This is a genomic window from uncultured Subdoligranulum sp., assembly GCF_963931595.1.
Classification (GTDB): domain Bacteria; phylum Bacillota; class Clostridia; order Oscillospirales; family Ruminococcaceae; genus Gemmiger.
On record NZ_OZ007030.1, the window covers coordinates 1260935 to 1284575 of the forward strand.

Genomic DNA, 23641 nt, shown 5'->3' on the forward strand with positions numbered 1-23641 from the left:
CACAATTATACTACTTTGTGTAAAATTCCACAAGTGGAAACGCTTCAGCTTTTCTGGATTTTTTCTACTTTTTTCATGTTTCCTGCGCCGTTTTGCCTGCTTTACACCTTCTTGTGTGTCAGCGGGCCGGAACGGTGAGAGGCGTTTTCCTTTTGCCCCGGAGTGGAACGGGTGTTCTTCTGTGCCGCATTGCGCAAAGCCGTGACTTCCGATTTCTTCAGTTCACGGTATTCTCCCGGCTGCAGCATGCCCAGCTTCACGGGACCCTCGGCGCTGCGCTTAAGGCGTACCACCTGCAGTCCAACCGCAGAGCACATCCGGCGGATCTGACGATTTCGCCCTTCGTGGAGCGTAATCTCCAGGACGGTGCGTCCCGGTTCATCCGTCACCACATGAATCACGCAGGGCTGGGTGCGCACACCGTCGTCCAGCACCACGCCGGAGGCCATCTGCACCACCTGTTCTTCGGTAGCCCGGGGATTGACCGTCACGCGGTACAGCTTGCCCACGCCGCCGGACGGATGGGTCAGCAGATTGATGAATGCGCCGTCATCGGTCAGCAGCAGAAGGCCTTCACTGTCCTTGTCCAGCCGCCCCACGGGACGAAGCATGGCAGGAACATCCGCCACCAGGTCCATCACGGTCTTGCGTCCCCTGTCATCGGAGCGCGTCGTCAGATATCCACGCGGCTTGTGCAGCATGATATAGGTATACTGCCGCTTGCGCACGATGCGCACGTTCTTACCGTCTATGGACACCTTGTCATAATCGGGGTCCATCTTATCCCCCAGACCCACAGGGTGTCCATTGACCTTGACCTTTCCTGCAGCGATCAGCCGCTCCGCTTCGCGGCGCGAACAGATTCCCTGGTCCGCCAGCACTTTCTGAATTCGTTGTTCTGCCATGCTTACTCCTTATGCCTCGGACGAAGACTCGTCCGGCTTATCTTTCTTGATCATGGTAGTGATCTTCTCCACCAGATCCGGCAACGCCGCAATGGCGTTGTCCACCGCCGTCACCTTTTCAATCAATTGTACCGTACGAACGTTTCCGCCCGAAATAACCAGGAATGCCACAGGCGTTACCGATACCCCTGCACCGGTTCCGCCGCCAAACATCTGCTTGTCGGATTTGGGCGCCACATCGGAGCCACCCGACGCAAACCCAAACGTTACGCGGGACACAGGAATAATCGTGGTAGCGGCATCCACACGGATGGGATCACCAATGATGGTGCTGGTATCCACCATTTCGCGGATTTTGTCGATGGTAACGCCCATAAGACCTTGAATCGGATGTTCTGCCATAGTAAACTCCTCCCAAAAACGTATTGTAAATTCATCAGATCTTCTGTGGTTCCGGTTGTTCCTGCGGCTGAAGCAGCGGATCTTTCCAGATGCGATACAAAAGATGCAGCATCAAAACAGCGCTGGCCGACACCGTGCAGGCAATCCGACGTTCGTCATGCTTTGCCCCCGTAAAGTCAGGTTCCAGCCACAGCCGGTCACTTTGCAGCCGCACCGTCTGCTGTATCAAAGCCAGTGCCGTATTCAGTGCCGCCATTTCTGCGCCGTAGGCGATGGCTGTTGCAGCGGCATCCTCACAGGTCACGGTCCAGTACACATCCGCATGACGGATGCCCATTTTGAAAACAGAATGGCGATGGAGCCAGCGCACATGACCAAAGACACAATGTGCCAGAGCCTTCGGGTCTTCCTCCAGCAAGGACAGCATCCGCTCCAGGCGCCCCATGACACCGGAGGGAAGTTCCTCTTCCTCCTCTTCCGGCGCAGCTGCCTCCGGCAATTTTTCGTCCGCCTTCTTGCCGGCCGGCACATCCATGCTGCGGGAGGCCTCCTCTTTCTTTGGAATGTCCGCCGCTGGCGGCGGATTCCATGCCTCCACATGGTCAGCCGTTACGGTTTTCGCTTTCTCTGCAGGAGGCTTTCGGGAAATTCCCTGCCGCCGAATCCGATGGGACCAGATGGTTCTCCGAAGCGGTCCATAGATGGCTGTCATCCGGAAGCGGCTGGGTCGATATTCAATGGAAAATCCCAGCGGCAAGAGAAGCGCCGTGATCAGCAGAGCCAAAAGTATCGCCAGGAGAACCGCCAGAATTTTCAGTACCGCAAGCAGTACAGGCATTGGCACTCACTTCCATTCCAACTGTTCGGGGCCGTCGTTTTCCGCTTCTTCCGCCTGCTGCGGTGCCGCATCGCCCACTTCATCGTGGAGCGGCGGCAAGTCATTCAGGCTTCCCAGACCAAATACGCGCAGAAACGTATCGGTCACCTGAAACGCCACTGGTTTGCCGGGCAGATCCAGACGTCCCGCTTCTTCAATCAGGCCCTTTTCCAAAAGCTTCGTGACGGTGGACGAAGAGTCCACACCGCGGACCTGCTCAATAAAGCTGCGGGATACCGGCTGGTTGTAGGCGATCACAGACAGCACTTCCAGCGCGGCCGGGGAAAGAGGTGCGTTGCGCCGGGTATCCAGGATCCGCTTGACCACCTCCCCGTAATAGGGCCGTGTTGTCATTTGCCATCGGTCCGGCTCAAATCGCAGCAAGGCCAGGCCGCTCTCCTGTTCGTCATATCGGCGTTGCAGCTTTTCCAGCAAGGCCTGCGTGTCCGCTACGGGAAGACGCAGCGCATCGGCCAGTCTTTCCGTTTCCACCGGTTCCGCATGGGCAAACAGCATGGCCTCCAGAGCGCCGAAATGCTGTGCTTCATTCATGGGCTGTGTCCTCCTTCTGTCTGTGATGGCCCCGGTCCAGGTCCATGGTACCGCTGGCGTCCACGCGGATGCGTCCGGCGCGAATCAGCTCAAGCAGCGCCAGAAATGTAGCCACATTGGTACTGCGGCTTTCCTCCGGGCTGAACAACTGACTGATCTTATGCAGACTGCCGCGCAGCAGTCCCCGCAGCATATGGGACACCCGGCTGGCCACCGAAACAAACGGCGCAGCAACCAGCGGTTCAAAACGCTCCTGCGTCGGCTTACGCTTGCGCAGGCTGCGTCCCATCAAATTAAACCATGCCTGTACCAGAAGGTTGGGATCGTGGCGCCGGGTATATTCAGCCGCTCCCACCAGCGGCATCGGCTGCCGAACTGCAGTATACAGATCCCGTGCTCGGCTTCCCAGCTGGGCTGCCACTTCCTTGCAGGCGCTGTATTCAATCAGCCGCCCGGTCAGTTCTGCCTTCATGCGTTCCGCCTCGGGGCTGCGCGGCAGCAGCAAAGCGCTTTTCATCTGCACCAGATGGGCCGCCATGTCAATAAACTCGCTGGACACATCCATCCGATTCTCCTGCAGCGTGCGGATGGCTGTGGTATATTGATCGATCAACTCCATGATGTTTACATCATAGAGGTTCATCTTATTTTTCCCCACCAGATACAGGAGCAGATCCAGCGGTCCCTCAAAGTCTTCCAGTTTAAATGTCAGTATTTCCTGCAAAGCTACCTCCACAGCCCATCCACAAACCACGTTCCTTCTGCCAGGCGGTCCCAAAGGAAATTCACCGCCACGGAAAGCGGGATATCCAGAAGCCCCAAAAACACCAGCAGCAGAACCGCCAGCATGATTTGCCTTTCATACCGCATGGCCTTGAAATACAGGTTTCGCGGCAGGAACAGAAGTGCAATACGGCTTCCGTCAAACGGCGGAATCGGAATCAGATTAAATACGGCCAGGCTCAAATTCATGGCCACCATATAGTAAAAGAAAAGCATCAGGGCCTGAATTCTGTTTCCCAGTCCACTGTAGATCACACACTTATATACAATCATGGAGACCCAGGCCAGCAAGAAATTGCTGACCGGCCCGGCAGCTGCCGAAATAGCCATGCCGACTTTGGGATTCTTATAGTTCCGAACGTCGATGCCCACCGGTTTTGCCCAGCCCACACCGCCAATCAGCATGCAGAGTGCACCGAGCAGATCGAAATGGCGCACAGGATTGAGGGAAAGCCGCCCTGCGCGCACCGCCGTGTCATCTCCCAGCCAGTGACTGACAAGGGCATGCGCCGCCTCATGGAACGGGATGGCAACCAGTACGACCAGAGCCCGCAGCAGATAGAGTACAATCTCATAGGGCGAAAGCAAGCCCTGCACAGGAAACACCACCCCATTGAAAGAATCACCTTATTATATCGTAGATAATGGCGCAAAACAAGCCCTGAAGGCCTTATGCCGGTCCGGTTTTGTGCCCCACACGCGCAAAAGGACGTTTTTACAAAAAAAGTCCAACTTTTTTGTGCAAAGGGCTTGCATTTTAAGGAAATATTCGCTATAATTGTAAAGCTATTGAAAAGGAGGTGCAAGCAATTATGGCCAAATGTTCTTGCTGTGGCAAGGGTGTCACGTTCGGTATCAAGGTTTCTCACTCTCATCGTCGGAGCAACCGTACCTGGAACCCCAATGTCAAGCGCGTGAAGGCGATCGTGGACGGTTCCCCGAAGTATATCTACGCCTGCACCCGCTGCCTGCGCTCTGGTAAAGTTACCCGCGCGGTCTGATTGGAAAGAAAAATTGCCGGTCACTTCGCGTGACCGGCTTTTTCTCTTTTTCGAGATCATAAAGGAGTTTTCCTATGCTGCCCCGTGACCCGATTATTTTGCTTAGCTACGTGAATACCAAACTGCGTGATCGTGACGCCAGCCTGGCCATCTTCTGCGAGGAGGAGGAAGCGGATGAAGCCTCCCTGCGTGCGGCACTTGCAGAAGTGGGATATGAATACGATCCCAAACGAAACCAGTTTGTATAATCACCTTTTGTGAGAGAGGAAGTCCAACAATTCATGAATTTTATTTTTGTCAGCCCCCATTTTCCCAAAACATACTGGAATTTCTGTGATCGCCTGCGCCGCAACGGTGTCAATGTGCTGGGCATCGGTGACGCACCGTTCGATGAGATTCCCAACGAGCTGAAAGATTGCCTGACCGAGTATTACCGGGTTGATAACCTGGGCAATTACGACGAGATGGTTCGTGCCGTTGGTTATTTCACCTTCCACTATGGCAAAATCGACTGGCTGGAATCCAACAACGAGTACTGGCTGGAAATGGATGCCCAGCTGCGCACGGATTTCAATATTACCACCGGTGCGCAGAACGATTTTATCCAGCGCATCAAGTTCAAGAGCAAAATGAAGGAAAGCTACCGCGCAGCCGGTGTCCCGGTGGCGCGGCATCATATGGTCTGCACCATAGACGCCGCCCGCGATTTCATTCGCACCGTCGGCTATCCTGTGATTGTGAAGCCCGATAACGGCTGTGGTGCAGAGGCCACCTACAAGCTGAAGAACGAGGAAGATCTGCAGGCTTTCTTTGCCAAGAAGCCCAGTGTCCCCTATATCATGGAGGAATACATTGACGGCACCATTGTCAGCTTCGATGGTGTAGCCGATTCCCACTGTGTACCGCTGTTTTACACTTCCAACGTCTTCCCCACGCCTTTGCTGGAGATCGTCAGCAAGAAGGGCGATCTTGCCTACTGGACCCAGAAATCGGTGCCTGCCGCGCTGAAGGACGTGGGTTTCCGCACCATCAAAGCATTCGGCGCCAAGAGCCGTTTCTTCCATTGTGAATTTTTCCAGCTGAAGGCAGACAAGCCCGGGCTCGGCCGCAAGGGTGATTATGTGGCGCTGGAAGTCAATATGCGCCCCGCCGGCGGCTACACCCCGGACATGATCAACTACGCGAATTCTGTGGATTGCTACCAGATCTGGGCTGATATGGTTTGCTATGATGAAGTCCGCAATCTCGATCTCAACGGGCCGAAGTACTATTGTGTGTACGCTTCCCGCCGTGACTGCCATACCTACAAGCATTCCCATGAGGAGATCATGGCGCGCTACGGCAGCCGCATGAAGATGTGCGACGAACTCCCTCCCGCCCTCCGTCTGGACATGGGAGACCGGATGTATACTGTCAACCTTCGGACCAGTTCCGAACGGGATGCTTTCATTCATTACGTGCAGGAACGTGCTTGATTGCTGTTTTCTGTCTATCAAAAACTCCGCGGAGAAATTAATTCTCCGCGGAGTTTTTTATTCGTCAGTTTTGGGTACGACCTCTACAGATTCCTTTCCATAGTAGGGTGTCAGCCCCCACAAGTCGGGTCCCACCGACACATCCGTGTAAAACAGCAGCCAGGGCCGCTCCTCCTCCCCCAGCGGTGTGATTTCCACATCCGGCCGGTCCGGATCACTCAGGGAAGCCTCTCTCGCATCCAACGCCTTCGCAAAGGCGGACGCTTCTCCGCTGGCCAGTTCATACGCCGCTTCCAGGCTGGTGGCAAAATAATTGTCCTGTCCTTCTTTGACGGTATGGCTTCCAACACAGGCCATACAGACAAGCAGCATCACCGCGATCCGCGGCAGATACCTGCTATGCCGTTGTACAAACTGTTCGGCCCTGTGCAACGGAATCATCCGGATACGCGCAAACCAACCGAAGAAGAGAAATTCCGAAACCGTGAGCCCCAAAATAAAGGTCATCCAGACCACATTCAGAAGACGGCCGGCGCCAATGCCTCCCATGGTATAGGAAGGCAGGAAAATCATAGCCCACATCAACACAAACGTGCCGGCAAGTCCCAGCCAGGGATGGCGGAACAGCCGGTCTGGCACTTGCGTACTGGCGGCCAAATGATACAGCGGCAGTGCCAGCAGAACCAGCAGGCACAGCAGCGGCACATCCAGCCATCGGATCCACTGCATGGCTGCCAGAACAAAACTCTTAACGATTGCCTCCGCCATTCCAGCCTGGGCAAAGCCATCGGCACGCACCCGCGTTCCCGGGGCGGTCACATTGACAATCAGTCCGCCAATGGATGCCACCAGCGCCGGGACAAGCCAGAAATTTTTGCACCGCAGGCACACCGCCGCCAGGAAGATCAGGATCAGAGCATTCAGTTCCCCGACCACCTGGTGTCCTCCACCGATGATCCAGCCAATCAGAAAACCCGACACCGCAAACAGCACCCGGCGCCCGGCCGAAACACGTTTCGGTTCACACAGCGCTACAGCGAGCCCTGCATTGAGCACCGCGAGGGAGAAATACGGCAGATAATTCATAGCCCCATTGAACCAGTAAAGGCCTTCCACAGGAGAAGGCATGCCTTCCACAAACGCAAACACCAGCAAAACCGTCAGCGCCAGCGGAAGCCGCTTCTGGGCAGGTTCCAGCCGGCGCACAAGAAGCCAGGTGCAGCCGTACAGGCAGAGAAACAACGGTACCAGAACGCACAGGAAGGTCAGTCCATACCATTGGTTTCCAAAAATCGCCGGCTGCAGGGCCAGCACAAAACCGGAAACGTACAACCCCTGCCAGTTCTGGAAGAAATAGACCGTTGTGTCCCACGCTGCCGCCAGCAGGCGAAGCCAGTCTGCGCCGTACTGCTGAACCACCGCATGGGTACGCGCCGCATAGACATAATCGTCTGCGGACGGACGCGCGTAAAAGGCCAGTATAATCGCCGGCAGCAGCAGAACCACAATAAACAGGATCAGCCGCCGCAGCCAGCGCTTCTGTGACACGGCATCATGCCAAAAATCCATACGATATTCCTTGCTCGCTTTGAACGGTTACGGATTGCCCAGTGTCATCTGCAGAAAGTATGTCCACTGCTTTTCCCACCAGGGCCAGTCATGGGAGACATCGGTTCCCCAGATATCCACAATGGGATGGATGTCCTTGCTCTCCAAAATGGACTGCAATTCTTTGGTGGAAGCCAGCAGATCGTCTTCCCAGGCTCCCTGTCCGCAGCACATGATGAATTTATCGGCCTGTGCGTAGAGCTTTTTGTAAGGGTGATCTTCCGGGAAGTTGCGCATGTAATCGCAGGGAGAATTGCGATATACCAGGTCATCCATATAATTGCCGAAGAACATCCGGGAAGAATACAGACCGCTGAGCGCAATGGTACCATTGTAAAGGTCGGGACGGCGCAGGTAGAAATTCACTGCATGGCCGGCCCCCATGCTGGCGCCGCCCACCAGGACACGACCAGTGTGGTCTTCGCCCTGTTCGCGATTGATCTGCAGAATGCGCGGGGTCAGTTCCTCGCACACGTAGTTATACCACCGCTCCTGCATCTCGATGCGGGGACGCTCCGGCCCGTGATTATCCCAGCTTTCCGGGTCGATGCTGTCTGCGGTAAAGATCTGCAACTTGCCGCTGTCGATCCAGGGCGACGCCAGGTCACACATATGCCGGTCTTCCCAGTCATAAAACCGGCCGCTCTGGCACGGGAAAATGATGATGGGCCGTCCGGCATGCCCGTAGGCCTTGAATTCCATATCCCGGTCCAGATATCGGCTGTATTCCTTATAATAGCGGATCTGCATGGCAGTTCCCTCCTATTGATAAAAAAATCGTTTGTTCAAATCCAAGAATCCTACCAGCGCGTGCATCGGCCCGCTGGCAGATGTTTTAAAAACCCAATAATAGGCAAGCGCCAGCGCCTCCCGCAGATAGCACGGGATCACACTGCGCCAGGGTGTGGCAGCGGGCAGAGCGCTCGCCGTCGTGAAACCGGCCCGTTGTGCATAACGCCCCGCCCGATAGCAGTGAAAAGCATTGGACACATACACAATGGGGGTAGATTCATCATATCCTCTCTCGCGGAGAATTTCCAGTGAAAAGGCAAAATTTTCTTCCGTGGAGGTGGAGGCATTTTCCGCAACAATCCGTTCGGGGTCCAATCCCTTTCCAATCAGATAATCCCGCATGGCCTGCCCTTCCGGCACCCACTCGTCGCGTCCCTGCCCGCCGCTTGTAATGATCAGTACATCCGGGTGTGCTGCCGCGTAGGCGTATGCCTTATCCAGGCGGTACCGTAGCAGCGTACTCGGCCGATCCCGGCGCAATCCGGCTCCCAGCACAATCATGACCTTTTCCTGTCCCGTGGGCGGATTGGCATAACCACTGACTGCCACAAACCCAATCAACAGTGCATAGCAAATGCCGGCGGCCACCAGAATCCACCAGACAACGCGCCCCAAGCCGGGCGCATGCAGCCAGGCATGCAGCGGCTTGTGCCAGATTGCGTAGGCCGTCACCCCGGCAGTCAGCAGCCAGACCATCAGATTGCCCATGTTGAAGTTGCTGGTGAAAGCCAGCCCTATGGAATAAACCACCAGCGCTCCTGTCAGCAAATATAGCAGAACAAGCGGCATCTTACTTGTGAATTTCATCATAGACTCCGCAGCCAGCCGGACAATACGGAACATGCAGGCTCTGGCAGACCGTATCTGCGATGGTGGCAAAGCTGTACCGTGTATGCAGATTGACACCGGCCTGAATCTCGTCGCCGCAGATCAAAAACGGCACATACTCCCGGGTATGGTCGGTGGTCCTGGTGTAGCTGGGGTCGCAGCCGTGGTCGGCAGTGACCATCAGGATATCCCCGGGGCGCATCCTGGCCCGGAACGCCGGCAGCCAGTCATTGAATTCTGCCGCCGCCGCCGCGTATCCTGCCACATCCCGGCGATGCCCGTACAGCATATCAAAATCCACAAGATTCACAAAGGCCAGGCCCTCAAAGTCACGGTCGGCCAGTTCCAGCGTCACCTGCAAACCTTCTGTATTGCCGCTGGTGCGGATCGTTTCCCCGACACCCTTTCCGGCAAAGATGTCATGAATTTTTCCAACACCGATCGTGGACTTGCCGGCTGCCTGCAGGGCGTCCAGCATGGTATCCCGTGGCGGCACCAGGCTGTAATCATGACGGCGGGAGGTACGGGTAAAGTTGGCGGCACAGTCTCCGATAAACGGACGGGCAATCACACGGCCCACGCCATACTTGCCGGTCAGCAGTTCCCGGGCCTGCTGGCAGATTTCATAGAGCTTCTCCACCGGCACAACAGCCTCGTTGGCCGCAATCTGGAAGACACTGTCCGCCGAGGTATATACGATGAGAGCCCCGGTCTTCATGTGCTCCTCCCCGTAATCGCGGATGACTTCGGTACCGGAATACGGCTTGTTGCACAGCACTTTATATCCGGTCCTGGCCGTAAATGCGTCCAGCAGATCCTGCGGGAATCCGTCCGGGAAAGTCGGCAGCGGCTCTGCGCTGAGCAGACCGGCGATTTCCCAGTGTCCGATGGTGGTATCCTTTCCCGCGCTCGCCTCCCGCAAACGCGCAAAGCTTCCGATGGGGTGCTCTGCGGGTACACCGCAAGTCACTCCGTCCAGATTGAACAGGCCCAGTTCTGCCAGATGATCGCCTTTGAAATTGGGATGGGCTGCAATCGCAGCCAGTGTATTGGTTCCTGCATCACCGAACTGCGCAGCGTCCGGCTCCGCGCCGACGCCAAAGCTGTCCAGAACAATGAGAAAGACTCGTTTTGCCATAGTCTATAGTCTCCTGTCGCAAAATAGAGAATGTTACAATAAGCCATTGTGAGGTATATTATACTCTATGGCCGCAAAAATGTAAAATGTTTCATCATTTTTTCCACCAGGATGCCTTATGAACTATCTGAATTGGTAAAATGCGAGTAAAAAATGCACTGGGACTTGTCTAGAGGTTCAAAATTGTAGTATAATAGCGCCGTACAGTGTTTATGAATAAAGAATCCATGGAGGCATTTGTATATGCGTAAAACAAAGATCGTTTGCACGATGGGACCTTCCACCGACAAGCCTGGCATTCTTCGTCAGCTGCTTGAAAACGGCATGGATGTGGCCCGTTTCAATTTTTCCCACGGTGATTACGAGGAGCACAAAGGACGCCTGGATGCGCTGCGCGCTCTGACCGAAGAAATGGATCTGCCGGTCGCTGCCATGTTGGATACCAAAGGCCCGGAAATCCGTCTGGGCGTTTTTGCCAACGGCTCTGAGAACCTGCATGCCGGCCAGAAGTTCACTCTCACCACCCGGGAATTGGAGGGCACCAACGAGATTTGTTCCGTTACGTATAAGGATCTGCCCCGTGATGTTGCCCCCGGCGGACGGATCATGCTGGATGACGGTCTGATCGAACTTCTGATTGACTCCGTGGAAGATACCGAAATCCACTGCACCGTACAGAATGACGGCGTCATCAAAACCAAGAAGGGCGTCAATGTTCCCGGCGTGCATCTGTCCATGCCGTATATGAGCCAGCGTGACCGCAACGATATCCTGTTCGGCATTGAGCAGGGATTCGATCTGATCTCCGCCAGCTTTACCCGTAACGCCCAGGATATCATGGAGATCCGCCATCTGCTGGACGAGCACAACTGCACCATGCGTATTATCGCCAAGATCGAGAACCAGGAGGGCATCGACAACATCGATGAAATCCTGACCGTTGCGGACGGCATCATGGTAGCGCGCGGTGACATGGGCGTGGAAATCGACTACGCCGAAATCCCTGCCATTCAGAAGCACCTGATTGACCGCGCCATGAGCACCGGCAAGATCTGCATCACCGCCACGCAGATGCTGGATTCCATGATTGTAAATCCCCGTCCCACCCGTGCCGAAATCACCGACGTTGCCAACGCCATCTATGATGGCACCGGTGCCGTCATGCTTTCCGGCGAGACCGCTGCCGGCAAGTATCCGGTGGAGGCCCTGAAGGCCATGGCGACCATCGCCGAGACCACCGAGGCCGATTCCAGCTTCGACAGCCTGGTTCATCACGCAGGCAATCAGGATTCTCACCTGACGATCGGCGCGGCTGTCGCCCATGCCGCCTGCACCACTGCCGGTGATATCGGTGCCACCGCCATCATCTCGGCCTCCAAGAGTGGCGAGACGGCCCGGCTGCTGAGCCGTTTCCGTCCTGACACGGCGATCATCGCCTGTGTGCTGGATGAGCGCACCCGCCGCCAGATGAACATCTACCGTGGCATCACGCCTCTGCTGATGGGATATGCCAGTTCCACCGATGAGCTGATCAACATGTCTGTGGACGCAGCTGAAAAGGCAAACCTTGTTCACTCTGGTGATCTGGTGGTTGTCACGGCCGGCGTTCCTGTGGGCGTTTCCGGCACCACCAATATGATCAAGATTCATCTGGTCGGCAACACGCTGCTGGCCGGTGTGGGCATTGGCCAGCACAACGCCAAGGGCGAAGTCTGTGTCTGCCGCAACGCCGCCGAGGCCGAAAAGAAGTTCAAACCCGGCCAGATTCTGGTGCTCCCCTTTACCACCAATACCATGCTCCCCTATATGAAGGAAGCTGCCGGTATCATTACCGAAGAGGCCGGCACCAACAGCCACTCCGCCATTGTTGGCCTCACGCTGGACAAGGCTGTGATCGTCGGTGCCTCCAACGCCACCCGTACCCTGAAGGACGGCATGATGATTTCCATGGACTGCTCTCGCGGCATCGTCCAGGCCATGCCGGAGTGAGGACAAAATGGAACGTATTGCCAGTTTTTGCGTAGATCATTCCAAACTGCTCCCCGGCATGTATCTTTCCCGCCAGGATGGTCCCGACGGAGAGATTCTGACCTGGGACATTCGCATGAAACGTCCCAACCAGGGGCAGTATCTTTCCCCTGCCGCGGCACACACGCTGGAGCACCTGTTCGCCACCTACGCGCGCAACAGTAAATACAGCAAAGGTGTTGTGTATGTCGGTCCCATGGGATGCCTGACAGGATTTTATCTGTTGACAACCGGCCTGTCCGATACCGAAGCGCTGGATCTGGTTCGCAGTGCCTTTGCCTGGATGGCAAGCTATGACGGCGAAATTCCCGGTGCCTCCGCCGTGGAATGCGGCAACTATCTGATGATGGATCCCATTGCCGCCCGTGCGGAAGCCGCGGCCATGCTGCCGGTTCTGAATGCACTGGACGCTGATCATCTGCGGTATTGATCTTTAAATAAAGTATAAAAAACGGAACAGCAATATTGCTGTTCCGTTCTTTCTAATATATGGTTATGTAGGATGCTTTCAGATCAGCGCAGCGGTAATCAGAGCCATCTTATAGACTTCCTCCGCATTGCAGCCGCGGGACAGGTCGTTGATCGGCGCATTCAGGCCCTGGAGAATGGGGCCGTATGCCTCATAGCCGCCCAGACGCTGTGCGATCTTGTAGCCGATATTGCCGGCGTTGATGTTGGGGAAGATGAAGGTATTGGCATAGCCCGCCACCTTGGAACCGGGAGCTTTCAGCTGACCGACTTCGGGAGCCACGGCAGCATCGAACTGGAGTTCACCATCTACCTTCAGTTCCGGATGGGCTTCCTGCACACGCAGTGTTGCATTGCGCATCTTGTCAACCGTCTCGCCCTTGCCGGAGCCTTTGGTGGAATAGGACAGCAGCGCCACGCGCGGGTCAATACCAAAGATCTGTGCGGTGTGAGCAGTTTCCACCGTGGACTCCACAATCTCGTCCTCGCTGGGATCGATGTTGATGGCGCAGTCACCCATGGCGATGCTCTCATTGCCGCGCATCAGGATGAAGCAGGAGCTGACAGACTTGATGCCGGGCTTGCACTTGATCAGCTGCAGTGCCGGACGAACGGTATCAGCGGTGGAATAGGTGGCACCGCCCAGCAGGCAGTCCGCCTTGCCCATCTTGACCAGCATGGTGCCAAAATAGTTGGACTTGGCCAGCGCCGCACGGCACTGCTCCTCGGTCATCTTGCCCTTGCGGAGTTCCACCATCTTGGCGACCATTTCCTCAAAGCCATCGTAAGCAGCAGGATTCAGGATTTCTGCGCCAGTGATATCGAAGCCAGCTTCCGCGGCCGCCTTTTTGACGGCTTCCGGCTCGCCCAGCAGAATCACACGCAGCGTCTTGCCCGCCAGCAGCCGACTGGCCGCCGACAGAATCCGGGCGTCTGTTCCCTCCGTAAAGACAATAGACTTGGATTCCGTGCGCAGCTTGGCTTCAAAATTTTCAAAAATGGACATACAAAAAACTACCTCCATATCTATTCACGCAGAAATATTGACACAAATATCCTCTGCTTGACGCTAACAGAATTATTATAGCATCCATTTTGCAAATTGCAAAGAATCGGTACGTTTTCACAACAGATTGGGCAAGAAATATGCGAAACCGCAAGATACTTCACAAAGTTAATAAAATGTCAAATATGGATTGGTATTTTTTTGTCAATTCCGACATGGTGGTTCCCACCCGTAGGACCGGTAAAATGCCTCGATTTCCTTCTGGTTCCGTACCACAACAGCCTGCTGCAGGGCGCCTGTTTTAGGGTCCAGGAAGCCAATCAGTGTCTCCCCTGTACAGATGCTGCTTTGCGTCCTGATATCCGCCGCCGTCCTGCCCGCCGGGGGTGTCAAGTGGTTTTTCTGTTTTCTGCCTTTCCAGCGAGCGAACCACATTCAAAACCATCCCCCGATCCAGACGCACACCAGAATCTGTGCCACCAGAATCAGCGGCATACCAATGACAAAATACCAGTGCTTTGTTTTGTGATGCCACAGGTACATCCCTAAAATGGCCCCCAGACTGCCGCCCAGCAGTGCCACAGCAAACAGGGTACGCTCCGGTATGCGCCATGCATGTTTCCGGGCGCGGTACTTATCCGCTCTCATCAGTCCCCATGCCGCCAGGTTGATCAAGATCAGATATAAAATCAGTATTTTCATATCTGCATTATACGTCACCGCCGGGCTGCTTGTCCAGTGGTAGGGTTCAGGATTCCAGCAGCCGGATTTCCTGATAATTGGGTATTCCGGCCAAAAAGTCGTCCTTGCTTATCAGACCTTCGCGATATGTAAAGGTCAAGGTCTGCGCCGGAAGTCCATCCGGATCGATATATTCAACCGTATGCGGCTGTTCTTCAAATACCACCAGCAATGCATTTTCCGTTTTTCCCAGAATATGCACTGGCCGTTCTGAGGCATTGCTGATGTATTGCAGCGGGATTTCCTGCAGCGCACCACGATCAGGCGCCAGTGCATAGCGCTTGATCAGGTCTTTTCCCCAGGGACCGTATACCGTCAGAAGGATTTTTTCTCCCAGCATTTGCTCCAAATAAATGATCCTATCATCGGTGTACTGTGGAGTCAGAATCTCTTCCGGCCAATCAATGGCACTCTCCCCGGAGCCGCCGTCCTGGCTGACCCAATGCAGATTTCCGGGCTCGTCACAGTCCACCCAGTACAGACGGGAAGGCCCCCAGAGTACCGTTTTCCCTTGCGATCCGTAGAGAGAACTCCACGTCAGCAGATCCTGTTCTTTTCCGGTATCGACGGAAAGAAGATAGACCCTATGTTCCGTGACCATTGCATCCATCGCAGCCTTATATCGTTCCTCTTCCTGCTGTACCTCCTCTTCCGTCATATCATCGGTGAGGGTCAGCGGCGGAATCTCCTCCTGATTATTCGAGAAACTTTCCCATATCAGGTTTCTTCCGTCTGTCCCCAGCAGTTGGGGATCGGGATTGGACATTGTCCAAAGGGCTTCTATGGTCCCGTCCCCAAGGGACACCCGGATCAGCTGACTCTGTTGGTTTTCGTAGTCCGTCTGCATAAGATAGAGATTTTCCCGGTCTGCGCAGAGCAAGTTGGGATAGCCCTGTTGCTCCTGCATTGTAGCGAGAACCCGGTGATTGCTGCCGTCCGCATCCGCAAGGCAGATCTGATCCCCTTCCACACCGACCTGTTCATTCGACTCCATGTAGACCAGCGTTCCATCCCGCAAGGCATATACGAAGTAAATATTTTTTCCTTCCCCGGGACTGGCCATACAGCTTTCCGTATCATGGGCGCAGCCTGGTTTGCTGCACAATACGATATCCTCACAACTTTCATAATCCATAAAGCAGATGCGAGGGTTTCCCTGGTATTCCCCCATATGGTAAAAGCCTCGCTCCGTCTCACCGCTTAACAGATACAGTTCATCTTCCTGTACGGTACCGCTTTCTTCCGTGGCGGAAATTTCACCTGCAGTCGATGCTGCGGCAGACTGCTCCTTTTCAGCGCCGCACCCACACAGCCCCACCACCAAACATGTGCATAGCATACTGGCAATTTCCCGTTTCATTGCGTTACTCCTTTCCATGCCGTCCTCAGGGTGCAGCTTCCAGTTCCCGTGAAGAAACTCCCAAGGTCGTCCTGCCGTTTTCCCACTGACAGAACAGGTACAATTGCCCTGCCTGTGACCAACTGTACTGGGATTGTTCCGTTCCTGAACTCCTCGTCCAGTCGGTCAGTGTATCCACACCGAGATACTTTTTGTAGGCTTCCATACCTTCTGCCGGATTTGCCGTTTCCTTGTCTGTGCTTACCGAATAAAAGGTTACCAGGCCGGTCTTTTCCTGCCAGGAGGCCCGGACCACTTCGCTGGTTCCGTCTTCCTCATCCGCCACCCAGTAGGTTGCACTGACAAATCCGTTTTCTATCTTACTGCTGGTCTGTGCTCCCGGCTCTGCCAGAATCGACCGTGCCTGCTTCGCAGCCTGTTGCGATAAAGCTCCAGCCTCTGCCAGCGCTTCGGTCTTTTCCAGCAGTTGCTTTCCCGTCTGTTCAGCATCGGAACTGGTTTCAATGCCGGTATCTGCCAGGAAACGATTCCGATAGAGCGCATAAGCCAGCGGATTTTGCTGTCCCTCTGCGCTGAGTGTCCCCGGCTGCACATACCAGTTTCCTCCATTATCCTGCAGCCAGCGGTCAATTTCCTTTCCATAGCCGTACGGAAGGGCCAGGGACAACAGGCAGAGAAGAGATGCCGCCACAAAACCCACCCGGCCTGCTTTTCGTTTGCTCATCCCTGTACCTCCTGCAATATGATGGACAGGGTCGTTCCCTGCCCCAACCGGCTTTCTATCTGCAGATCCGTGTTATGTGCCTGTGCAATCTGCTCACAGATAGCCAGGCCCAGCCCGTTGCCGCCCGCTTCCCGGGAACGGCTCTTGTCAATCCGATAAAACGGCTCTTTGATCCGTGCCACTTCCTCTTCCGGGATACCCGGTCCGCAGTCAGTGACACCGATGCGCACTTTTCCCTTGCTGTCCTGGCTCCAGATCCGGATGCTTTTCCCTGTTGTATCCGCCACCGCTGCATTCACGATCAGATTGCGCAGCAACGTCACCAGAAGTTCTTTGTTTGCCTGTACGGTCGTCTCCTTGCATTGCCAGAGCAGACGCTTCTCCTGTTCCGGAAGACTGCGGAAAAGTTCCCCCTTCACTGTGGCAAGGGATACTGGCTTCATCTCTACGCCGCCCTTTTCCAGCCCCAACAGAAGCAGCAATTCCCGGCTCAGGTTTTCCAGGCGAAGGGATTCATGGTATATGTAATCAGCTGCACGGTGGCGCTTTTCCGGTGGCTGTTCTCCGCTGCGAAGCAGATTCGCATATCCGAAGATTGCCGTCATAGGGGTCTTCAGTTCATGGTTGAATGCGCCTACAAATCGTTTCTGCCGCATCGACTCCTCCTGCAAGGCCTGCATCTGTTCGCAAACAGCCTGTGCCATACCATTGAAGGTGTTTCCCAGCCGTTCCAGTTCATCGCCGCTCTCAATCTGTGTTCTCGCCGTCAGGTCTCCCCTTGCAAGTTTCCGGCTGGCCGTTTCCAGCTGTCGCAATGGTTCTGTCATACAATGGGAGACCACGGCAGCGGCTCCGGCCGCCAGCAAAAGCACCACCACTTCCAGCATCAAATGCTGTCGGATCTGGCGGTCCCGCTCTGCAAACTGCGGGCTCATATCATATACGTTGACAAGCCACAACGGTCTGCTCAGCCCCCGCATTTGCGTTCCCAGCAGCTGATACTGCCGTCCTGCTCCTGTGGCGTATAAGACGGTTTGTTCCGCCGCAGATGCAGCACCTCGCTGGGACTGATAAGGTATCGTCTGCGGGATATTGGAATACAACACCGAGCCGTTTTCCCCCATGACTGCAAACCAGTTTTCCTCTTTTCCCATCTGCCGCTGCTGATCGGCATATTGCATGAGTTGCGAAAACAGTTCGGTAGGATCTGCATTTTCGGCCTGGCCGAGATTCATCTCCAATTCGTACCGCTGGCTGATCTGGGCTGCCGTATGAGCCTGTGTGGCCATATCCAGAGAGCGAAAGAAATTCCGATGGATGGACCAGGTTCCCCCTGCCGATAAAGCCATACAAACCGGCAATACGATGGCCGCCGCCAGTTTCTGTGAAAATTTCATTGTTCGTCCTCCAACAGATACCCGATTTTCGGTATGGAACGAAGCTGATGCGTCCACCCCAGCTTTTTACGCAATCGGCAGATATGAATATCCAGCGTACGCGGGGCAGCCTCGCAGTCCAGTCCCCAAACGCGCTCTAACAACGCATCCCGGTACAGGGCAATTCCACGGTTGTACACCAATGCCATCAGCAGATCAAACTCCCGAGGCGTGAGTTTTACAACAGTTCCGTTTTTTGTCACGGTGCGTGTATCCGGCGTAATCACGATATCCCACAAGTGGATGGTTTGTTTCCGACGCCCGGTGTGGCGCATCAGCCCTTCCACCCGTGCCAGAAGTTCCTCCGGCGCAAAGGGTTTCACAATGTAATCGTAGGCACCGGCTCGCAGACCGCGCACGCGATCTTCCACAGACGCCCTTGCTGTAAGGAAAATTACCGGCGTCCCGGTGGGTGCTATATAATCCATCAGCGTGAAGCCGTCCACTCCCGGCAGCATTACGTCCAGCAAAATCAGGTCAAAGCTTTTCTTTTCGATCCAGTCAGCAGCAGTTTCCCCATCGTACGCCTTGGTGCAGCCATAGGCAAATGGTTCCAGTGTCATCTCAATCAGGTCGGCAATCGCCTTTTCATCCTCTACGATCAATACAGAATTCATTGTTGCCTCCTTCGAACCTGCTATGATTTCATTATACCACGGAAGATTTCCAAAATGTTTCCAGAGCGTCTTTAAGTTAACAAGATTTATTCTTATTTATTTTATAAGTTCTCTTAATTGATTTTTCAATATATTGATCATATTCAACTATTTATCACAACATTGCTTTTCTGATATTTTTAGGATATAATCTTAATTATCAGATAGGCAATCTGTCATGAGGAAAACATTATATCTGTCATTGGTTTTCTCATATTCTCCCGGGGCCATCCAGTATATCTTTCTTCTGGAAAAGCCTTTTCATCCAATATATGTCAATGCGGGGTTTACTCCGTAAATATAGAGCAAAGGAGCAATATCTATGAGAAGCATTACGAAACTTGATCTGCAGTACGCGCACCGGTTTTACGGTTTCAAGGGCGAGGCACAGTACCTGCACGGCCACACCGGTGTATTGACCATCGAGGTGGAGGATAGCATCAATCCTGGCGTCAACATGGCATTCCCCTGCAACGAAATCCAGAAAACGGCCTGGAATGTATTGAAGAACTTTGACCATGCCCTGATACTGCGGGAAGATGACCCCCTCCTCCCCGCTGTGCTGGATGTCTATGAAAAGCAGGGCATCAAAGACGGGGCCCCCAACAATGTGATGAAAGGTCCTGCCTTCAAGACGGAGCTTGCTACCGCATACCCGGACTGCCGGCTGGTCGTCACCAAGGAAACCCTTACCGTTGAGGGCATGATCAAAATTGTATACGACCTGCTGAAGGATCAGCTGAATATCGTCAAATTGACCTTCACCAGCGGTGTCAATGCGGCCTCGGAAGAGTACGAGCCTCGCCTGCATTTAGATCGTTGCCCGCTGTGCGGCATTGCATTGGACGAGAATGGCGTTTGCCCCAAGTGCGGCTATCGCAAGGGCTGATGGCTTTTCAGACAGATTTTCCTGTTCTCCCTTTGAAGTAGTATCCACCCCATAAAAAAGCGCACCGCCTCAAGAGTTCTTTGCTCTTGAGGCGGTGTGTTTTGCTTTACTGTTCTGCCAACGTCCGGTTTTCCCTGTGCCAAAATTTCTTTCTTGCAAGGATCATCCCCATACAACAGTTATATCCGAGCCAACCAGAACATTTTCCTTGCTTACAGAGAAATTTTCATGCAACCGAATCCCGAAAAAACAAATCCGAACCCCGGCCAATCGGTGCGAGGTTCGGATTTGTTCAATATGGTGGAGCTGACGGGAGTCGAACCCGTGTCCGAAAAGAAATCGGTTAGAGTATCTCCGGGCGCAGTGTGTTTATTAGGATTCCCTTGGCGCGGGCGAGCACACACGCGCTACGCCTTGGTAGCTTCATAAAGTCATGACAGGCCGCAAAGCTTAAGCCCGTTCACGTTCAGTACCTAATCGACGCCCTGACCCTGCGCGGTACTGACGCAGGCAGGACGGTCGCGCCTAATTAGGCAGCGACGGCAACAGGATAATTGTTGTCAGTTAATTTGTTTTGGTGCTTTTATCGTGGCGCACCGCCACGGCCCGCTGCTCATGCCTTTCTCTCCCCGTCGAAACCATTACAGCCCCTTATAATCGGTGGACGGTGTCCACCGGGAAAGCAAAAGCAGACAGCTTTTACCGCTGCATTTTCAAAGCACGATCTATATCGCGCTTTGCATCGCGCGCTGCAGCCGTGGCGCGCTTGTCATAGAGTTTTTTGCCCTTGCAAAGGCCCAGCTCCAGCTTTACTCTCCCATGCTTGAAATAGAGAGAAAGGGGGACTAGCGTATACCCCTGCAATTTGATCTGCTGCCCCAGGCGTCGGATTTCCGCCTTGTGGGCCAGCAGCCGGCGCGGACGGCGCGGGTCTTTATTGAAGATGTTTCCCTGCTCATAAGGGCTGATATGCATACCCTTGACAATCAGTTCTCCATCATCAATATCGGCCCAGGAATCCTTGAGGTTCACCCCGCCGGCACGCAAGCTTTTGACCTCCGTGCCCACCAGCTCAATGCCGGTTTCCAGCGCTTCGATCACAAAATACTCGTGGCGTGCCTCGCGGTTCTGGGCAATCACCTTTTTTCCGGATTTATCCGCTGCCACGATGCACACCTCCTTTGCGTGTAGTGGGTTTTGATTATAGCGCAGATATGTGCAAAAGTCAAGGAAAAAGCCTCACAACTCGCCGCGCCCCTGCATGGCACGATAAAGAGTCGTCTCATCGGCATACTCAAGGCTGCCTCCCACCGGCAGGCCATAGGCCAGCCGGGTGGTGCGTATTCCCAGCGGCTTGATCAGCTTGGCCAGATACATGGCTGTTGCTTCTCCTTCCACCGTGGGGCTGGTGGCCATAATGACTTCCTTGACGGTATCATTGAGACGCGCCAGCAGTTCCTTGACGCAGAGCTGATCCGCACCGATGCCATCCATGGGCGAGATCAGCCCATGCAGGACATGATACAATCCATTGTATTCATGGGTGCGTTCGATGGATTTAATGTCCCGCGGGCTTTCCACCACACAAATCACGCTGCGGTCCCGCTTGGGAGAAGCGCAGATCTTGCAGATTTCATCCGCCGTATAATCCTGGCAGATCCGGCAGCGATGCAGATCTTTTTTGGCATGCTCAATGGCCTTGGCCAGTTCCATCGCCTGTTCGTTGGACATCGACATCACTTCATAGGCCATTCTTGTGGCGCCCTTGCGGCCAATGCCCGGGAATCGCGCGAACTGATCCACGAGGTTTTCCAGCGGTTCAACATTCTGCGGCATGATACCGCCTCTTAACCCAGACCGGGAATATTCATTCCGCCGGTCAGTTTGCCCATTTCCTCTTCCGAGTCCTTGTCCACCGCAGCCACAGCGCTGTTGACGGAAGCCGCGATCAGGTCTTCCAGCATCTCGATATCCTCGGGATCCACGGCCTCCGGCTTGATCTTGACGGCAGTAATCTCATGCTTGCCGGTCATAGTCACCGTAACCATCTCTCCGCTGGCAGTTCCGGTGTACTCCTTGGCCTCCAGTTCCTCCTGCTTTGCACGGATCGTATCCTGCATCTTCTGGACCTGACGCATCATCGCATTAGGATCGGGGCGGCCATAGCCTTTGGGCAGTCTTGCTTTCATAGGAATTTCCTCCAATTTTATTTGTCTTCAATCTGAACATCCACACCGAGTGCCTGCATGTTCTGCAGCGTCTGGTCAAGAGACATCTGTGGACCTACATGGTCCTCTGTCTTTGGCGCTTCATAGGGGCCGATGCTGCAGCGGATCTTGGTCACCCGGTAGATGGTCTCCTTCAGCTTTTTGCTCACTTCGCGGTTGTTGCGAATATAGTCGCGGAAAGCATCGCTGCACTCAAACAGCACATGCTTGCCGTCGTAGTAAGCCCTGGTCCCGCGCAGGAAAGAAATCATCATCCCGTCGGTTTCCTCCAGATCCGCCAAAACCAACGCCCATTGCGGGAAAGGTTCCAGCGGTCCTACCTCCTGCTTGGGAGCCGCACGGCGCACCGGTTTGGGGGCAGGCTGCGGTGCGGGCGCCTGTGTCACAGCTGCCGGGCGCAGTTCCGGTTGCAAAAAATCCGGTTCTTCCTCGGGCGGCGGAAGCTCTTCCGGCGGTTCCTGTGCCACAGCCGGGACGGTGGGCGGCGGCGCTGCAGGTTTGGTATTCTGTACCGGTGGCGCCGACACAAACGGGACGGCAGCCGCCGAAGCGAAAGGCTGCGGTGCCGCGGAAGGCTGTGCCGCTTGCTGTACGGGTGCAGCCTGCACCGCCTGCACAGTCTGCGGCTGCGTCAGAGAAAATACCGCCAGTTCCAGTTCGATGCGCTGGTCGGTGCCGCGGCTCATTTTTTCCAGCGCCTGACCGAATGCATTGATGGCACGGATGGCTTCCGTTTGCGGGAAGTCCTTGCGCTGTGAATACGCCGCTTCCTCTTCCGGCGAGGTACCTGTCAGCAGCCCTGTGCCCCCCGGCAGCGCGCACAGCATCAGGTTGCGGTAATGTCCCGCCAGTTCCATGCAAAGGCGGCGCATATCCACGCTCTGCTGGCGCAGTTCCGCAATTTTTTCCAGCGCTGCAACGGCATCTTTGGCCGCGATGGCATCGCTGATTTCAAACAGATAGCTGCGATCTGTCACGCCCGCCATCCGGCGCACCAGCGCTTCATCCACGTGGTTATCCACGCCTGCGCAGGTGTCGAGAATCGAAAGTGCATCACGCATGGCACCGTCGGCCAGACGCCCGATGAGCTGCGCTGCCCCCGGCTCCAGCTCGATTTTCTCCTGCTGCGCCACGTAGGTCAGCCGTCCCGCGATGTCCTGCGCCGTGATACGGGCAAAATCATACCGCTGGCATCGGCTGAGGATCGTCACCGGGACCTTCTGCACCTCGGTGGTCGCCAGAATGAAGATGACATGCTCCGGCGGCTCTTCCATGGTTTTCAGCAGCGCATTGAACGCCTGCGTGGAAAGCATGTGCACCTCGTCGATAATGTATACCTTGTACCGGCACACAGAGGGCAGATACGCCACCTCGTCCCGCAGATCCCGGATATCATCCACGCCGTTGTTGGAGGCAGCATCCATCTCGATGATGTCCATGATGGCGCCGCTGTCAATGCCCTTGCAGATCTCACATTCGCAGCAGGGATCCGGGCTGGTATGGTCAAGGCAGTTGACCGCTTTGGCAAAGATTTTTGCGCAGGTGGTCTTGCCGGTACCACGGGTTCCCGTAAAAAGGTAGGCATGTCCGATGCGTCCCGCCGCAATCTGGTTCTGCAATGCGGTGACAATGGGAGTCTGCCCCACCACATCGGCAAAGCGCTGCGGACGCCATTTGCGATACAGTGCTCGATACATCGGCACACCTCCCCGTAAAATCAGAAAAAGCGGGCAGAGCACGCGGC

The 23641-nt window shown here is 54.9% G+C and carries 26 protein-coding genes and 1 other RNA gene; 6 read left to right on the forward strand and 21 right to left on the reverse strand.

The window, feature by feature from the left end; genetic code table 11:
• Positions 1-101: 101 nt before the first annotated feature.
• From ABGT73_RS05985 to ABGT73_RS06010, 6 genes are read right to left on the reverse strand one after another with little or no spacing between them, the layout of a single operon-like run.
• Positions 102-905 (reverse strand): pseudouridine synthase, encoded by an 804-nt coding sequence (locus tag ABGT73_RS05985; protein WP_346668893.1) that lies wholly within the window; start codon positions 903-905, stop codon positions 102-104.
• Between the two features lie 9 nt (positions 906-914).
• Complete coding sequence (gene ytfJ / locus ABGT73_RS05990; RefSeq protein WP_346668894.1) at positions 915-1307, reverse strand: GerW family sporulation protein; 393 nt, start codon at positions 1305-1307, stop codon at positions 915-917.
• Between the two features lie 34 nt (positions 1308-1341).
• Entirely contained in the window at positions 1342-2145 is an 804-nt protein-coding gene (locus tag ABGT73_RS05995) for a hypothetical protein (protein ID WP_346668895.1), read from the reverse strand.
• A 6-nt stretch (positions 2146-2151) separates the two neighbouring features.
• Positions 2152-2736 (reverse strand): SMC-Scp complex subunit ScpB, encoded by a 585-nt coding sequence (gene scpB, locus ABGT73_RS06000; protein ID WP_346668896.1) that lies wholly within the window; start codon positions 2734-2736, stop codon positions 2152-2154.
• A complete protein-coding gene (locus tag ABGT73_RS06005) occupies positions 2729-3460 on the reverse strand; it encodes a segregation/condensation protein A (RefSeq protein WP_346668897.1) in 732 nt (243 codons plus the stop codon). Before ABGT73_RS06005 ends, scpB begins: the two co-directional genes overlap by 8 nt.
• 2 nt (positions 3461-3462) lie before the next feature.
• Positions 3463-4116, reverse strand: coding sequence for a site-2 protease family protein (locus ABGT73_RS06010; protein ID WP_346668898.1), 654 nt, complete (start codon positions 4114-4116; stop codon positions 3463-3465).
• 215 nt (positions 4117-4331) lie between these two features.
• On the opposite strand from ABGT73_RS06010, the gene rpmB reads away from it, so the two are divergent.
• The 3 genes from rpmB (at position 4332) to ABGT73_RS06025 (ending at position 5995) form a co-directional block, all read left to right on the forward strand.
• Complete coding sequence (rpmB, locus tag ABGT73_RS06015; protein WP_040917667.1) at positions 4332-4520, forward strand: 50S ribosomal protein L28; 189 nt, start codon at positions 4332-4334, stop codon at positions 4518-4520.
• 74 nt (positions 4521-4594) lie between these two features.
• Positions 4595-4768, forward strand: a complete 174-nt coding sequence (locus ABGT73_RS06020; RefSeq protein ID WP_346668899.1) for a DUF4250 domain-containing protein — start codon at positions 4595-4597, stop codon at positions 4766-4768.
• Positions 4769-4801: 33 nt separating this feature from the next.
• Positions 4802-5995: an ATP-grasp domain-containing protein gene (locus tag ABGT73_RS06025; protein WP_346668900.1), complete on the forward strand. Its 1194-nt coding sequence runs from the start codon at positions 4802-4804 to the stop codon at positions 5993-5995.
• A gap of 57 nt (positions 5996-6052) precedes the next feature.
• Here the strand turns inward: ABGT73_RS06025 and ABGT73_RS06030 are convergent, their stop codons facing one another.
• Genes ABGT73_RS06030 through ABGT73_RS06045 form a run of 4 tightly spaced genes read right to left on the reverse strand, consistent with a single transcriptional unit; the run spans position 6053 to position 10361 of the window.
• Positions 6053-7564, reverse strand: coding sequence for a DUF6056 family protein (locus ABGT73_RS06030; RefSeq protein ID WP_346668901.1), 1512 nt, complete (start codon positions 7562-7564; stop codon positions 6053-6055).
• A 27-nt stretch (positions 7565-7591) separates the two neighbouring features.
• Positions 7592-8353, reverse strand: a complete 762-nt coding sequence (locus ABGT73_RS06035; RefSeq protein WP_346668902.1) for an alpha/beta hydrolase-fold protein — start codon at positions 8351-8353, stop codon at positions 7592-7594.
• Between the two features lie 12 nt (positions 8354-8365).
• Positions 8366-9205, reverse strand: coding sequence for a YdcF family protein (locus ABGT73_RS06040; RefSeq protein WP_346668903.1), 840 nt, complete (start codon positions 9203-9205; stop codon positions 8366-8368).
• On the reverse strand, positions 9186-10361 hold the full coding sequence (locus ABGT73_RS06045) for a phosphopentomutase (protein ID WP_346668904.1): 1176 nt from the start codon (positions 10359-10361) through the stop codon (positions 9186-9188). Before ABGT73_RS06045 ends, ABGT73_RS06040 begins: the two co-directional genes overlap by 20 nt.
• 243 nt (positions 10362-10604) lie before the next feature.
• Here ABGT73_RS06045 and pyk point away from each other — a divergent pair, with 243 nt between their 5' ends.
• Together pyk and ABGT73_RS06055 are read left to right on the forward strand one after the other, a co-directional pair.
• Entirely contained in the window at positions 10605-12350 is a 1746-nt protein-coding gene (gene pyk, locus ABGT73_RS06050) for a pyruvate kinase (RefSeq protein ID WP_346668905.1), read from the forward strand.
• Between the two features lie 7 nt (positions 12351-12357).
• The gene (locus ABGT73_RS06055) at positions 12358-12819 is read left to right on the forward strand and encodes an S-ribosylhomocysteine lyase (RefSeq protein ID WP_346668906.1); all 462 of its coding nucleotides are present in this window, start codon (positions 12358-12360) and stop codon (positions 12817-12819) included.
• Positions 12820-12897: 78 nt separating this feature from the next.
• On the opposite strand, the gene pta is transcribed toward ABGT73_RS06055, so the two are convergent.
• The 6 genes from pta to ABGT73_RS06085 all read right to left on the reverse strand — a co-directional run bounded on the left by pta (position 12898) and on the right by ABGT73_RS06085 (position 18741).
• Entirely contained in the window at positions 12898-13863 is a 966-nt protein-coding gene (gene pta, locus ABGT73_RS06060; RefSeq protein ID WP_346668907.1) for a phosphate acetyltransferase, read from the reverse strand.
• A 435-nt stretch (positions 13864-14298) separates the two neighbouring features.
• Positions 14299-14565 (reverse strand): DUF1294 domain-containing protein, encoded by a 267-nt coding sequence (locus ABGT73_RS06065; protein WP_346668908.1) that lies wholly within the window; start codon positions 14563-14565, stop codon positions 14299-14301.
• 46 nt (positions 14566-14611) lie between these two features.
• Positions 14612-15964, reverse strand: coding sequence for a hypothetical protein (locus ABGT73_RS06070; protein ID WP_346668909.1), 1353 nt, complete (start codon positions 15962-15964; stop codon positions 14612-14614).
• 25 nt (positions 15965-15989) lie between these two features.
• Entirely contained in the window at positions 15990-16688 is a 699-nt protein-coding gene (locus ABGT73_RS06075; protein WP_346668910.1) for a hypothetical protein, read from the reverse strand.
• A complete protein-coding gene (locus ABGT73_RS06080; protein WP_346668911.1) occupies positions 16685-18085 on the reverse strand; it encodes a HAMP domain-containing sensor histidine kinase in 1401 nt (466 codons plus the stop codon). The genes ABGT73_RS06075 and ABGT73_RS06080 overlap by 4 nt, the downstream gene beginning before the upstream one ends.
• Entirely contained in the window at positions 18082-18741 is a 660-nt protein-coding gene (locus ABGT73_RS06085; protein ID WP_346668912.1) for a response regulator transcription factor, read from the reverse strand. Before ABGT73_RS06085 ends, ABGT73_RS06080 begins: the two co-directional genes overlap by 4 nt.
• A 361-nt stretch (positions 18742-19102) precedes the next feature.
• Between ABGT73_RS06085 and ABGT73_RS06090 the strand changes: the two genes are divergently transcribed.
• Positions 19103-19669 carry a 6-carboxytetrahydropterin synthase gene (locus ABGT73_RS06090; RefSeq protein WP_346668913.1) on the forward strand — a complete coding sequence of 189 codons (567 nt, stop codon included), beginning with the start codon at positions 19103-19105 and terminating at the stop codon, positions 19667-19669.
• A gap of 298 nt (positions 19670-19967) precedes the next feature.
• Here ABGT73_RS06090 and ssrA read toward each other — a convergent pair.
• The 5 genes from ssrA to dnaX form a co-directional block, all read right to left on the reverse strand.
• Positions 19968-20320: a transfer-messenger RNA gene (ssrA, locus tag ABGT73_RS06095) on the reverse strand.
• A gap of 48 nt (positions 20321-20368) precedes the next feature.
• Complete coding sequence (gene smpB / locus ABGT73_RS06100; protein ID WP_346668914.1) at positions 20369-20836, reverse strand: SsrA-binding protein SmpB; 468 nt, start codon at positions 20834-20836, stop codon at positions 20369-20371.
• A gap of 72 nt (positions 20837-20908) precedes the next feature.
• Positions 20909-21505, reverse strand: coding sequence for a recombination mediator RecR (gene recR, locus ABGT73_RS06105; RefSeq protein WP_346668915.1), 597 nt, complete (start codon positions 21503-21505; stop codon positions 20909-20911).
• Positions 21506-21516: 11 nt separating this feature from the next.
• Positions 21517-21858, reverse strand: a complete 342-nt coding sequence (locus ABGT73_RS06110; protein WP_346668916.1) for a YbaB/EbfC family nucleoid-associated protein — start codon at positions 21856-21858, stop codon at positions 21517-21519.
• A gap of 17 nt (positions 21859-21875) precedes the next feature.
• A complete protein-coding gene (gene dnaX / locus ABGT73_RS06115) occupies positions 21876-23594 on the reverse strand; it encodes a DNA polymerase III subunit gamma/tau (protein WP_346668917.1) in 1719 nt (572 codons plus the stop codon).
• Between the last annotated feature and the right edge of the window lie 47 nt (positions 23595-23641).